Source organism: Confluentibacter citreus (assembly GCF_002807055.1).
GTDB lineage: Bacteria > Bacteroidota > Bacteroidia > Flavobacteriales > Flavobacteriaceae > Confluentibacter > Confluentibacter citreus.
In genome coordinates this window covers 733,338-748,094 of sequence record NZ_NIXN01000001.1, presented here as the reverse complement: position 1 = coordinate 748,094, position 14,757 = coordinate 733,338, and the positions used below count along the sequence as shown (strand labels likewise).

Annotated in this window: 12 protein-coding genes; 2 read left to right on the top strand and 10 right to left on the bottom strand. The window is 35.0% G+C overall.

The window, feature by feature from the left end; all coding sequences use genetic code 11:
• The first annotated feature begins 44 nt into the window (after positions 1-44).
• Positions 45-941: a hypothetical protein gene (locus tag CDH49_RS03265; RefSeq protein ID WP_157805269.1), complete on the top strand. Its 897-nt coding sequence runs from the start codon at positions 45-47 to the stop codon at positions 939-941.
• Between the two features lie 219 nt (positions 942-1,160).
• On the opposite strand, the gene CDH49_RS03255 is transcribed toward CDH49_RS03265, so the two are convergent.
• Entirely contained in the window at positions 1,161-2,111 is a 951-nt protein-coding gene (locus CDH49_RS03255; RefSeq protein ID WP_100613890.1) for a nicotinic acid mononucleotide adenyltransferase, read from the bottom strand.
• 132 nt (positions 2,112-2,243) lie between these two features.
• On the opposite strand from CDH49_RS03255, the gene CDH49_RS03250 reads away from it, so the two are divergent.
• Complete coding sequence (locus CDH49_RS03250) at positions 2,244-3,245, top strand: NAD(P)H-dependent glycerol-3-phosphate dehydrogenase (RefSeq protein WP_100613888.1); 1,002 nt, start codon at positions 2,244-2,246, stop codon at positions 3,243-3,245.
• An 83-nt stretch (positions 3,246-3,328) separates the two neighbouring features.
• Here the strand turns inward: CDH49_RS03250 and CDH49_RS03245 are convergent, their stop codons facing one another.
• The 9 genes from CDH49_RS03245 to CDH49_RS03205 form a co-directional block, all read right to left on the bottom strand.
• On the bottom strand, positions 3,329-3,724 hold the full coding sequence (locus tag CDH49_RS03245; protein WP_100613886.1) for a hypothetical protein: 396 nt from the start codon (positions 3,722-3,724) through the stop codon (positions 3,329-3,331).
• A gap of 18 nt (positions 3,725-3,742) precedes the next feature.
• On the bottom strand, positions 3,743-4,336 hold the full coding sequence (locus CDH49_RS03240) for a TetR/AcrR family transcriptional regulator (protein WP_239970561.1): 594 nt from the start codon (positions 4,334-4,336) through the stop codon (positions 3,743-3,745).
• 7 nt (positions 4,337-4,343) lie between these two features.
• A complete protein-coding gene (locus CDH49_RS03235) occupies positions 4,344-5,759 on the bottom strand; it encodes an efflux transporter outer membrane subunit (protein WP_100613882.1) in 1,416 nt (471 codons plus the stop codon).
• A gap of 4 nt (positions 5,760-5,763) precedes the next feature.
• On the bottom strand, positions 5,764-8,901 hold the full coding sequence (locus tag CDH49_RS03230) for an efflux RND transporter permease subunit (protein ID WP_100613880.1): 3,138 nt from the start codon (positions 8,899-8,901) through the stop codon (positions 5,764-5,766).
• Positions 8,902-8,913: 12 nt separating this feature from the next.
• Positions 8,914-10,047 carry an efflux RND transporter periplasmic adaptor subunit gene (locus CDH49_RS03225; protein WP_100613878.1) on the bottom strand — a complete coding sequence of 378 codons (1,134 nt, stop codon included), beginning with the start codon at positions 10,045-10,047 and terminating at the stop codon, positions 8,914-8,916.
• A 9-nt stretch (positions 10,048-10,056) separates the two neighbouring features.
• Positions 10,057-10,557 (bottom strand): GbsR/MarR family transcriptional regulator, encoded by a 501-nt coding sequence (locus tag CDH49_RS03220; protein WP_100613876.1) that lies wholly within the window; start codon positions 10,555-10,557, stop codon positions 10,057-10,059.
• Positions 10,558-10,714: 157 nt separating this feature from the next.
• Entirely contained in the window at positions 10,715-11,578 is an 864-nt protein-coding gene (locus CDH49_RS03215; RefSeq protein WP_100613874.1) for a sulfite exporter TauE/SafE family protein, read from the bottom strand.
• A 109-nt stretch (positions 11,579-11,687) separates the two neighbouring features.
• Complete coding sequence (locus tag CDH49_RS03210) at positions 11,688-14,237, bottom strand: TonB-dependent receptor (RefSeq protein ID WP_100613872.1); 2,550 nt, start codon at positions 14,235-14,237, stop codon at positions 11,688-11,690.
• 104 nt (positions 14,238-14,341) lie between these two features.
• A complete protein-coding gene (locus CDH49_RS03205) occupies positions 14,342-14,755 on the bottom strand; it encodes an RrF2 family transcriptional regulator (protein WP_100613870.1) in 414 nt (137 codons plus the stop codon).
• Between the last annotated feature and the right edge of the window lie 2 nt (positions 14,756-14,757).

The window sequence follows — 14,757 nt, the reverse complement described above, 5'->3', positions numbered from 1 at the left end:
TTGTAAACAATGCCGAAATGCATAACTATAAATAAAAAAATTAAATGAAATATGTAATAATAGCATCTATAATAACAGCAGTTTTAGCAATTACTGCTTACATATTGGATTTTGCAAATAATAAAACAGATAAAGTTTTTTTAATTATAGTTGGTTCACTATTAATTCTAAGTGGATTATTTTTCTCTATTAGAGGCGAAGTTGTAAAAGACAAAGATTCGAAAGAACAGGCTGAGTCGCTTTCCAAAACCAAAGAAAATACTGAGTTAATAATACAGAATATTAATGGTAACCTAGAAAGACTTTCAGTGATTAATGATAGCGTAACAAAATTAAGTACAGCTCTTAGTGGTGTTGAAAATGATTTGACCGAACAGCTAAAAATATTTAAAAAAACACTTAAACAAACAGAAATATTTGAACAAAAAGTGAGCGAACAACTAAAGCTTGAAAAGCAAAGATTTGAATTAGAAAAACCAGAAGTTGAAGTTGTTGCTACTTTAGAAAAGAAACCATCCTTACCAGGAAATCAGTATGGAATATTATTTGGCTATAGAAATTTAGGGAAGAGAACCGCCAAAGATTTTAATGCCAATGCTGTAATCGGAATATCAAAAGACAAAAAGAATATAACAGAACATATAAAAATGGAAAGTTCTCTTGAAAATTTTGATATTACACCTGCGATTTCTGGAGGAGTTGAAATAAAACTTAGGAGTGGAAACTCAATTGATTTAAATGGAATCGAAGATGATTTAAGGCTTATAGTTTTACTCAAATACACGTACCGAGATGAATTTCTAAACAAATCATTTGAGAAAGAAAATTACTTCTTTTGGTACGGATTTGATAAAACTGGATTGGTGTTAGTGTCCGCCAATAATGATGATTTCACAAAAAGACTTGATAAATATATTGCGGACAATAATCTAGAATTATAAAAAAGCACTGTTTACAACACCGTATATAAAAAATTGCTAGTTTTAGCTAACACAAAGTTGGTTGCGTGTTTGCTAGCTTTTGATTTTCCTTCGGAAAATCCTCGCCACCAAACACGCAACTTTTCATATACAAAAACGTTAAACAAACCTAAAAATAAGAAACCGCCTAAAGAAATAATATCTTTAAACGGTTTCCAAACTAAATAACCAACCAAAAATCTATAATTTAACCCGTGTACTCTCTCTTGGGTTATCAACTTTATCTTCTCTAAACTTACGCAACTTCTCTTTTTCCGTCGCCGTTTTACCTTTTGTATTACTTTCTTTTAGGTATTGTATATATCCTCTACCAACAAACTCATATACCGTTCCAGAACGTGGGTGATATAACTCTATCTTCCCATCATTAATAACGCTCAATTCAAAATGTTCATTGTCGAAGAAATCATAATCTAATGTTAAAGTTTTTAAATAGAAGTCACCACTAACATTTCCAACACCATACAGTCCTGTATAATCCCAATACAAATTATTAATGTTTGTGCCATTGGGATCTTGAGAACTTCTAAACTCAGAGTCATTTCCACCGGCTAAAAACTGTAAATAATGCTCATTGTCAAATTCATTGATGGCTCCAAAATTACTGGTATATGTTTTTTCCCAAGCTTCGTATTCTTGCAAGAAATAATGAATGTTGTCATAAAACACAAAATCGTAATCAAAATTGCTACGTTGGTAGCCATCCAAAAAGTAGGATGTATCATTATTTGGGTTATATAATTCTATGGTGTTATTATCTATTTGATACACATCAAACGTTTCAAACCCATCAATATCATGGTAAACATCTAAAATCATATTATAAGCATCGTAACTCGCTACATCTATACCATAGCCATTTCCGCTAGACCCTATACCAACTAAATTGTTATTTGCAAAAAGAACCCCGTTTCTAAACGATAAGGTAAATGCCTTTTGTAAAAAAGGTGTAGTTCCATAACCTAATGTTCTATTGATATCTACATACCACAATTCATAAGAATTTAATAATTGGTTTACAGATATACTTGGCTGGGATGGATGATAATCATCAACTATAACATCGGTAGTACAAGATGTAAAAATGGTTGTCGCCAAGGCAAAGCTAAAAAGTAGTTTTACAGTCTTCATAATCAAACATTTTAAGTGTTAATATATAATGGTTTTCAAAACGCGTGCCAAAAATTTTTCGTTAATAATGACTTCATCTGCCTCTCAACAATATTTTATGTATTTTTGAAGCATTGTGAATTAAACTATTTTATGGAAACGCCTTTAAAATATGCTGTTTTTGGTGCTGGTAGTTGGGCTACGGCTATTGTAAAAATGCTTTGTGAAAATTTAAATGAAGTGGGTTGGTATATGCGAAGTGTCTCTACCAAAGAGCATTTGTTGCGCGAACAACATAATCCTAATTATTTAAGTTCTGTGGAGTTTCATTTAGAGCAACTGAAACTTAGTAATGATATTAATGAGATGGCCAATTATGCCGATGTGCTCATTTTTGTGATTCCGTCTGCGTTTATGCATAGCGAATTGGAAAAACTGACTGTTGATATTTCCAAAAAAACCATTGTCTCTGCCGTTAAAGGCATTATGCCCGAAACCGGATTATTGGTGGGCGAGCATTTCCATGAATTTTACAACGTGCCTTATGATAATATTGCTGTTATTGCCGGTCCTTGCCATGCCGAAGAGGTGGCTTTGGAGCGTTTATCATATCTAACGATTTCCTGTTCAGATGCCCGTAAAGCGAAAGCTATTGCCAAAAACTTATCAAGCGATTATATAAAAACCAAGATAAGTGATGATATTATTGGCGTGGAATATGCCGTCATGCTAAAAAATATTTACGCTATTGCAGCCGGAATTGCCCACGGATTGGGTTATGGTGATAATTTCCAGAGCGTGTTAATGAGCAACTCCATACGTGAAATGAAACGCTTTATTAGGAAAATGCATAAAATGAAACGCAACATTAACAATTCGGCTTATTTGGGTGATTTGTTGGTGACGGGCTACTCCATCTTTTCCAGAAATCGCATGTTTGGCAATATGATTGGGAAAGGCTATACGGTAAAATCGGCGATGATGGAAATGAGCATGGTTGCCGAAGGGTATTACGCGACCAAAAGTGCCCATTTGCTAAATGAAAAGAACAAGCAAAAAACTAAACTGCCAATTATAGATGCGGTTTATGAGATTTTATATGAAAATAAAAATCCGAAAAAAGTGTTTAAAAAGTTGACGGAGAAGTTGGATTAAAAAAGCCTCCTCTAACTCCTCCAAAGGAGGAGAACTCGCAATCCTTTTCCCCTTTGGGGAAATGTCTGCAAGACAATGGGGCTTTATTTCACCAAAACACCTCTCACTTCCATTAAAGGAATGGGTTGCAACGCTTTTAAATTAATGGTGTTTTTTCTAAACACATACGTTTTATCAAACGTCTTGTTTCCTTCAAAATAAGATACTTTAAACGTATTATTTAAAGCAAACAAGTCTTCTTGCATCAACTCGATTTTAGCATAACTTTTTTTAGGCAATACATCCAACTTTTTCCTAAATGTAGAAGTGATTTTTTCTTCATTATAGCCAGTGGTAACAATAAGTACCATGTCTAAATCGACTTCTTTATCATTTATTATGTAAGCATTCCAATCATTGGTTTTATAAATATCATTGTATTCGTAAACGACGGCAATATAAACGCCTTCAACTTTTGGGATTTGGATGTCATTTTTCATACCGCAAAAATAAACGAATTATTCAAAATAAGAATTGGTGTAATTTGCACTCGAAATACCTTTCAAATTATGAATTATTAAATGCTGCAATAAAGCTTCATTGCTGTATGTTTCAAATAAATTATTTATTCTGTAAGCTATACTATCTATTCTTAAAAAGTATAATTCGCAAACCAATTTTAAATCAACATCCTTTCTAATGGATTCATTATGTTTCGCTTCCACCAATAAACTATAAACTTTATCAAAAACAATGTGGTTTCTAAACGTTTCAAACACCTCACTTGCTTTCGGATAATATTTTTTCAATCCGAATATAAATGAAGGTTTAAAACATTTAAAATAATCAAATCCAATTCTATAAATTTCTATAATCTTAACAATCGGGTCTGTTTGCTGAAGTAAAGCAGAATCCATATCATGTTTGATTTTTTCAATTAAAAACGCCAAACTTTCCGATACTAAATCTTCTTTATTCTTGAAATAATTGTAAATCGTTTTTTTAGACATGCCCATTTCACTAGCAAGTTCATCCAAAGTGAAACTCTTGCTACCAAACTTTGTAAAGTTTGTAATGGAACATTCTAAAAGTTCAGATTTATCAATCATCATTCAATTTTTATTTCCAGCCGCCGCCTAGTGCTTCATATAAATTAACAACTGATAATAATTGCTGTAATTTACTGTCTATAACATTTAATTCGGCACTTAACTCACTTTGTCTTGCCGTTAATAAATCTAAATAATTGGCATAACCGTTTTTTAATAACTCTTCGGAATTGCTTTCTGCATTTCGCAAAGCCTCTACTTCATTTTTTCTGTACTCAAACTTTTTAGTTTCCGCATTATAAGTATATAAGGCATTAGATACTTCATTTCCAGCCACTAAAAGTGATTTTTTGAAGTTCAACAACGCTTGTTCTTGTTGTGCTTTTGCGACTTCGTTTTGCGTTTTAATACGTCGCTGATTGAAAATAGGTTGGGTTAACCCACCAACCAAAGTGGCAAATAATGAATTGGCACTAAGCAACTCATCCAAGTCCAAACTTTGAAAACCACCAGAACCCGTTAATGTTAATGACGGATAGAAATTACTTCTTGCCACATTGGTTAACTCAAACGACTGGATTAAACCGTATTCGGCAGCCATAACATCGGGGCGATTGCGTAATAAGTTTGCTGGCACACCCAGTTTTAAATCGGTGTCAATAACTTGAACATCCATGGCGCTTCTCTCAAAATGTTGAGGTGCTTTTCCCAATAAAATACTTAAGGTGTTTTCAGTTCTAAAAATAGCCACTTCCAAATCCACTTGAAGGGCTTTGGCATTATTGTACTGCGCAATATTTTGGTCGACCGCCACTTGGGTGACTTGTCCGGCGTCTTTTAGAGCTTTTATGGTCACTACACTACTATCGCGCGTTGCGATGGTTTGTTTCGTAATGGCTAATTGCGCATCTAAAGCCAATAATTGATAATAGGTTGCCGCAATACTAGATATTAATTGTGTTTTTACAGCTTGGTGTGCTGCGACACTTTGCAAATATCCTGCTTGAAAAGCACGCTTATTGCTTCTTATTTTTCCCCAGATATCAGCTTCCCAAGAAAGTGCTCCAGATAATTCATATTGATCGATGGCGCCATTAAAGAAAGAACCAAACTGGCTGTTTCTAGCCAATTCTTGGTGCGTCATCGTGGCCTTTCCTGTTAAGGTTGGCAAATAACCCGCTTTACCTTGTTTGAAATACGCTTCCGCGGAAATTATCTGTTGGATGGCAACACGAATATCAATATTGTTTTGAAGCCCTTCTTCAATATATTGATTCAAATACCTATCAGTAAATAGTGTCTTCCATGATACATCAGCCATCGATAAACTATCAGTAGGCAAGTTATCTGTTCTGAATAAATTTTGAGTTTCTGCCAACTCTGGTCGCTCATAATCTTTGGCTACAAAACAACTTTGCAATGTAAAAGCCATAACAATAATGAGTAGTGCCTTACCAAAAAATTTGTTTTTTATTATGGATCTCATAGTATTAATCTTCAAGGGTTTGAATAGCTGGTTTACTTGAAATTTTTTCTTGTAACCATTGAAATAAAATAAATAAAATAGGAATGACAAATACACCTAAAATAGTACCAATTAGCATACCTCCTGCAGCTCCAGTACCAATCGATTTGTTTCCTTCTGCTCCTACACCTTTTGCCAGTACTAATGGCATTAATCCTAAAATAAAAGCAAAAGAAGTCATCAAAATAGGACGTAAACGTGTTTTGGCTCCATTGATAGCAGCATTGACGATACTTTCGCCATTACGCCTTCTTTGAAGTGCAAATTCCACAATAAGAATCGCATTTTTTGCCAATAATCCAATAAGCATGATTAAAGCAATTTGGAAGTAAATATTATTTTCCAAACCTAAAAATTTTGTGCTTATGTAAGCTCCAAAAACGCCAAATGGTATAGAAAATACCACAGCAAGTGGCAAAATATAACTTTCATATTGAGCACATAACAAGAAATAAACAAACAGAATACTTAAAACAAATATGAACGTTGTTTGGCTCCCTGCATTCACTTCTTCACGTGTTAAACCCGAATATGAGACTGTGTAATTATTTGGTAATTTAGCAGCTTCTTCTTCAATAATCCTAATAGCGTCGCCCGTACTATAGCCAGGGTTTATAGCGCCACTTATAGTTGCAGAATTAAATAGATTAAAACGCGTTACCGATTGTGGGCCGTAAACACGCTTTAATGTTATGAACTGGGTAATGGGCGTCATCTCACCAGAATTGGTTCTAACATACATGCTGTTTAGTGCATTAACATCTGATCTATCCTCTGGTAATGATTGGATATATACACGAAATTGTTTACCAAATCTTGAAAAATCTGATGCGTAAACCCCTCCTATATAACCTTGTAAAGTAGAAAAAATGCTATTAATGGGAACACCCTTCTCCTTCGCTAAAGGTACATTGACTTCCATTTCATATTGCGGATAGTTTGTGTTGAAAGCCGACTGTGCATATTGTATTTCTGGATGTTTCATTAAAGCACCCATAAACTCTTGATTGTAATTACTCAATGCTGTAAAATCACCTCCAAATTTGTCTAGTAAATTAACTTCAAAACCCGCAGAATTACCAAATCCTTGGATACTAGGAGGCGCAAAAAACACAATATTCGCTCCCGGAATGGTTGAAGCAATACCAAACAATTGTCCGGTGATGGCTGTGGTAGACAATGATGGATCTTCACGCTCTTTCCAATCTTTCAATTTAAAGAATCCAATAGCATAATTGCTCCCAGAACCGCTTAATAAACTTCGTCCTTTAACAAACGACAAGCCATCAATTCCGGATATTTTATTTGCTTTATTGTATAATTCTTGCGTTATTTCATTAGTTCTGTCTAAAGAAGCTCCCGCAGGCAATTCGATATTAGCAAAAATCATCCCTCTATCCTCATTAGGAACAAAACCTGTAGGCGTTGTATTAGAGGCCCAAAAGATGCCTACAACAGCAATGAGTAATAACACTGCTGAAATCCATTTTTGTTTATATAAAAATTGAAGTGATTTTCCATATTTTTGAACCGTAGCATTAAATCCACGATTAAATAGTGCATGAAAACGTTGGATGGGATTTTTACTTTTTAGTTCCTCATCTTCACTGTGGGATTTTAAAAATAATGCACATAACGCTGGACTCAATGTTAAAGCATTAACTGCCGATATAAGAATAGCAATAATTAATGTAACCCCAAACTGTTTATAAAAAACACCCGTGGGCCCTTCCACGAACGTTACTGGTATAAAAACCGCAGCCATAACCAATGTTATGGATATAATGGCTCCAGATATTTCGTGCATGGCCTCCAATGTGGCCTTTTTAGCGTTTTGTTCACCATTATCTAATTTGGAGTGTACAGCTTCAACCACCACAATAGCATCATCAACCACAATACCAATAGCTAGAACAACGGCAAATAGGGTTAGTAAATTGATGGAATACCCAAATAAATTCAAGAAGAAAAACGTTCCAATAATGGATACTGGTACCGCAATGGCTGGGATTAAAGTAGATCTAAAATCCTGTAAAAAAAGAAACACCACTAAGAATACCAACAGAAAGGCTTCTACTAAAGTACTGACTACTTTATCTATTGATGCCGTTAAAAACAAACTGGTATCGTAAGGAATAAAAATATCCAATCCTTTTGGCAAGTCTTTTTTAACCTCATCTAAAGTAATTTTTATGTTTTCAATAATTTCTTGGGCATTCGAGCCTTTTGTTTGAAAAACGCCCATAAAAACGGCTGGTTTACCTAAACTCATTGCTCCAGAACCATAAGATTGTGCGTCCAATTCAATAGTTGCCACATCATTTAAACGCAACAACTCACCATTAGGAAGTGCTTTTACGACAATATCAGCATATTGTTTCTCTTCCTTGAAACGTCCTTTGTATTTTACCACATACGAAAAGGCTTCTCCATTATTTTCTCCTAAAGACCCTGCAGCCGCTTCTAAGTTTTGTTCTTTTAATACCTCTGTTATATCTGATGGAATTAAATTATGCGCCGCTAATTTCGCAGGTTGCAACCAAATACGCATCGCATAATCTTGTTGCGAAAACACACTCACATCGCCAACGCCATTGATTCGTTGAAGTGCTGGAATGACATTAATTCTTAAATAATTCTGAATAAATGTGGCATCATAATCCTCGTTATCTGAATAAAGCGACAAAAACATCAACGCACTTGTTTGCTGCTTTTGAGTGATGACACCAATTTGTTTTACTTCTTGTGGCAATAAAGAATTTGCCCTCGACACGCGGTTTTGAACGTTTACTGCGGCGACATCGGCATCTACATTCTGGTCAAAATAAACAGTGATATCCGCACCACCATTATTGGATGCTGTAGACGTGATATAGGTCATCCCTTCAACACCATTTATTTGTTCTTCAATGGGAATGATAACACTTTCTAAAACCGTCTCTGCATTGGCTCCAGGATAAGACGTTGTTACTTTTATGGTTGGTGGCGCAATATCTGGATATTGTTCTATGGGCAAGCTTGAGATACTTATAAATCCAAGCAATAATATAATGATAGAAATAACTGTAGAAAGTACAGGTCTTTCAATAAATGTTTTTAACATAATGAGAAGGTTCTAGTTTTTAAATAATGGACTAATCGGCTTAACAATACTATCGAAAGAAACGTTTTGTGGCGTAATGGGCATATCGTTTCTTAACTTTCCAATTCCATTTACCACAATTTTATCGCCTGCTTTTACGCCTGATTCCACAACATACAGATTATCAACACGTCCTTTAATAGTAATTAATGAAGATATAACCGTGTTGTTTTCTCCAACTTTAAAAAGCAATATATGCCCTTGTTGATCTATTGTTGACGCTTGAGGCACCACTATGGCATTTTCATAAACTACAGGAATTTGAATCCTACCGCTATTACCATTTGTTAATAATTGATTCGGATTATTAAACACCGCCCTAAAACTTACGGTTCCAGTATTTCGGTTTATTTGCCCTGTACTTGTTTGGATTTTACCTTTTTCAGGATAGGTGTTTCCGTTAGCTAATAATAAACTCACCTCTGGAAAATTCTTTATTTTTTCATCTAAATTTTTCCCTATGGTATTTTCCAAAAAGTTTAAATAATCGGACTCATTCAAATTAAAAAACGCATAGACTTGTTGAATATCACTGACCGTTGTTAGTGGTGTCGCATCATTCGGACTTACTAAAGAACCTTCCCTGAAATTAATAGCACCTACATAACCGTTAACAGGACTTTTTACCGTGGCATAATCAATATTTGCTGAAATACTGCTATAATTCGCTTTGGCTTGTGCTAAATTGGCTTTAGCAGTTTCTAATTGCACTGGGCTGATGATGTTTTTTTCTACCAGAGGAATTAATTTATCAACCTCCACTTGGGCAACATTAATCCGTGCTTTGGCCGCACCAGCGTCTTGACTTAAAGACTGCGTTTCCAATTTAAACAAGATTTGTCCTTTTTGTACTTTCTGGCCTTCATCTACATATACTTTTTGGATGTATCCAGATACTTTTGCCCTTACATGACTGTTTATGATGCCTTCAATATTAGTGGGATATTCTTGAAAACCAGTGACTGTTTTACTTTCCAGTTGGGATACAGGAAACGTAGGCGGCATTTGCGCTGCTTGCTGTTGGTTTCCATTATTGTTTCCACAACTTACTAACAGAAACAGTGCTAAACTTGGAATTATTATTGATTTTAGGTTGATATTTTTCATTTTATAGTGTTAGATTTTACTTATGTTATTGGTGATTTTTGTTTTTAATTCTAAAATGGACTTGGTGGCTTCATCCAAAAACTGAATATAATTATCATGAAAATCTAAATCGAATTTTGAAGTTTCATCAGTAGTTTTTGAATTCATGGCTTCTTTATATTCTTTGATTTCCATATGTAATTGTTTTTGTAAAGACCAAGTTTCTATAATCGCATCAATGTTTTGAATGATGTTATCACTGTTCATTACAAAATACTTTTTGCGGTCTCCCGCCTTCGTGAAATAGACGATTTTCTTTAAATCTTGCAGGTGATTTAAATGTGTAGAAATTGTGCTTTTACTAGCACAAAGTTTTGTTACTAAATCTTCAAAGGTTGTTCCTACCTTTCCTGTTAATATGATATAAGATAAAATACGGGCGGCAACAGGAGCCAATTGTTCTTTATTCTCTATAAGAACCCCTAGCTTTTCAACTAAGGCTTGCTTTTGAGTACAAACATTATGGTTCATAAAAAAAATTTAGGTGCAAAAATAATGAAGGTTCGTTTTTAACCGAACTAAACGAAGTTAAATAATTGTTAAATAAAATGACCGATATAATTATCGGTCATTTTATTTAAACATTTCTAAATTTGAAAATGCTAGGTTGAAGTTATTCCATAATTTATTAAGAAAAAATAATGTTTGAAAGCGTATAGATTGATGTCAATATGATTAAAACTCCAACAATGATCATCATGGTTTTAGTAGGCAATCTTTTAGCAATATACGCCCCGAACGGTGCTGCTAATGTGCCCCCAACAATAAGACCCAGAATAATTTGCCAGCTTTGTATGCCAGTAAAATAAATTAGAATTCCAGCACTAAAATAGGTCACAAAAAATTCAGCTGTATTTACCGTTCCTATAATGATACTAGGTGTATTTCCTTGTTTTATTAAATTGGAAGTTACAATAGGCCCCCAACCACCGCCACCAATCGCGTCTAAAAAACCTCCAAACATTGCATAAATAGAGGCGTTTTTTAAATTAGTTTCTGTTTTTATGCTTTTTTTGAAGGCCTTCAATAAAATAATGACTCCTAAAATAAGTAAATACGTACTAACATAGGGTTTTATAATATTACCATCGATAACCGCCCCCAATAAAAAAGCCCCTAAAGAAGCACTCAATACACCTGGAACTACAATCTTTAAAAACAATGATTTATTAAAATTACCAAACCTGATATGGGACAATCCTGATACTCCTGTAGTAAACACTTCAGCCGTATGTACGGCTGCAGAAGCTAGTTTAGGTGATAATCCAAACCCTAGCAAAACAGAATTGGACGTTACGCCATAAGCCATACCCAATGCACCATCAACTGTCTGCGCCAAAAAACCCGCTAACAAAAACCAAAAAAAGGTCTGATTGAATGTTAAATCATCTGCGGATGCATTTGGTAAATACTTAATAAGCACTATAGAAATTAACAGAAGCTTTAGAGCCACAATAACTAGTGTAATATGTTTTAATTTAATTTTTTCCATGAAGTGCTTATTTAATTTATCCTTATCATACCTTTTTAGTATAATTTAAGCAAAAATACATTTTTTTTAATTCCTACAAAATAAGTAGGGATTTTTGTTTGATTATTATTTAAAAAGAATATCTAAGTGTTAACCCATACGTTCCTGGGTCTCCCAATACTGCTGCATAATGTCCTGCACTACCTCCAGCAACTAATAATTGCTCGTAATAATCTTTATCCAATAAATTACGTGCCCAAACAAATAAGGAAAGACCTTCTATGGCTCGGAATCCTGCCCTAGCATTTACTAAGCCATACCCAGGTATGTTTAAGAATTGTGATGGTGATGGACTTGATGAAAATTCTGAACGAAGAAAGGAATCGAATCCTAAGAAAAACTTACCATCTTGACTTAAAAAATCCGTGCTATTAGAAGTAACTTCACCTCCAAAAGATCCCGCCCATTTAGAAATACCAGGTAATCTACCACCAGAAATATCTTTATAGGCTTGAGCGCTGCCAACCTCTTCTAGTGGCACTGGTGCATTGGTGAACTTTTCATATGTAGCATCGGTATAAGTTACCGCTAAGTTAAAACTCAAACTACTGTTAACCCTTACATTAGCATCCAATTCCGCTCCTTTTGAATTTACTTTTTCTGCATTGGCAATATAACCTCTATTAACCCCTAATTGAGCGGCCTGTACGTTCGCTTGGTAATCTTCAATATCTGTGTTAAAGAAAGTCGCATTTAAAGTAATATTCTTTGCTGGAGATGTTTTCACACCTAATTCTATATGTTTCACGTATTCTGGTCTGATGGTTCCCAAATCTACGGCCACGGCACCATCAATAACGGGTAACCCAGCAACGTTTACCCCCACTGGTTTGTAACTTGTGGAGTAGGTAGCATAGGCATTAATTTTATCGGTAACCTTATAGGAGGCCGTCAATTGATAGGTAAAGTTGTTTTCATCTGCGCCCGTTTCAAAAAATTGATCAGTATATACCACGCGTTTTAAAGCCAATAAAGCTGGATCAGTTGTCTCTAAACCTCCGTAAGTAATCCTGTTGTAATATACTTCTTTTTCATCGTAATTAAATCTGACCCCCGATAATATGTGTAACTTATCTGTTACCGCCCAATCTATATTTGCGAAAACGGCAGCACTGGAAGACTTAATGGAGGCATCCGTTCTAATCCCATAACCTTCAAATAAGCCCGGTGTTTGCCAATTTGAACTTGTGGTATTTTGTGAAAAACGCCATTGTGCTGAACCCGATTCTTCAGTTCCATCAATTTTCACTTCTTGGTCTATAAAAAACAACCCTACCACCCCACTTAGTTTAGATGAGATTTCACCCGCATAGCGAATCTCTTGTGACCAATTTTCATGCTTAGCAGGATTTTGGGATTTCGCCAATGCTTGTAATCCAGTGAAATCCCTATCATTTGATGGTCCCCAATTCCAATATCTCCAAGCTGTTGTAGAAGTAAGTGTGCCTTTTCCTAATTTAAAATCCGCATTCAGCGAAACACCTCCCAATTCGTTAAGTGATCGCCAAGGGGTATCATGGTCTATAACTCTATCAAAAGCATTGGCGCTTGGTAAGGTATAGTTCAGATCAGCAATAATGTTATTGAACTGACGATAATCAGCACGTTGGGTTTGAACCACACCAGCAACAACCTGTGCAAACCCGTTCGGATTTTGTCGGGTATTATCACCAATGAACGTGATTTTTATTTTATCACTAGGCGCAAAGAGTAATTGACCTCTAAACCCTAAGTTATTGATGTCGTTAACGTATTCATCTTTGGCGATGTTATAAATATTACCATCCCGTTGTGTTCCTGAAAAAGATACCCTGACAGCAAGTTTATCTTTAATGATACCGCCAGTTACTGAAGCTTTGGCTTGAATAAAGCCATAATTACCATAACTTACCTCGAAGTTCGCTCCAGGAGTGAAACTTGCTTTTCGAGTCGTGATATTAAATGCTCCTGCGGTGGTATTCTTTCCAAAAAGTGTTCCCTGCGGACCACGCAATACTTCAATACGATCAATATCAATAAAATCCAATGTTGCGACGGCTGGACGTGCATAATAAACACCATCTACATAGAATCCTACACCAGGATCAAGACCATCGTTGGTAAGGCCGAATGGAGAACCCAAACCTCTAATGTTAATCCCCGTATTTCGTGGATTGGAACTGTAAAGTTGCACTGATGGAACCAATTCCTTTACCAAGTTTACGTTAAATGCGCCAGCGTCTTCTATCTTAGCACCTCCAACTATCGATATGGGAATGGGTATGTTTTGAGCTGTTTCTGTTCGTCTTCTAGCGGTCACAACCACTTCATTTAAATCTGCACTTTTAGGCTTTAAGTAAACCTCTACATCAATCCATTCTGTTAATTCTACCGCTTTACTTTCAAAGCCTAAATAAGAAATATCAAGAAATAAGGGCAATGTGCCTCTGGTATCAATTTTAAAACTTCCATCAATGCCAGTAATAACACCATTGGTAGTCTCTCTTATTAAAATACTTGCCCCAGATAGAGGTTCGTTCGTTGATTCATCATAAACATATCCTGAAATAGTGTGTTGAGGAAAAGCAAATTGTACTGCAAAAATGAATGTAAGCTGAATAATAAAGTTTTTTGTCTTCATAATAATTTTAATTTATACTTATCATACCTTGTTAGTATGATTTATTAGCAAATATATAAATTAAATTATTCCTGCCAAATAAGTAGGGATTAATTGTTTAAACTTTATTTTTTAGATAAATCTACAATGGTTTCTTCAAGAACGGGAAGCATTTTATCTCGAAGGTCTCTAAATAAGAGTCTTAGTTTACAGGTTTCTTCATCAATACATTCATCACACTTTTGATAAAAATTCTCTGAAACACATGGAATAAGGGCGATGGGGCCATCAATGATTCGCATAATATCTGCAACTGTAATTGTATTTGCTGGTTTTAAAAAACGGTATCCTCCAACGGCTCCACGTTCGCTTTTTATAAGGCGGTGCTGACGTAATTCTCTGAGTATTTTCTCTAAAAACTTAAACGGTATGTTTTCATGCTCTGATATGGACTTAGCTGAAACTGGTTTGTTATCAACTTCATTTTCATAAAGATATATCAAGGTTTTAATGGCATACTTTGTCCGTTTAGTGAGCATAC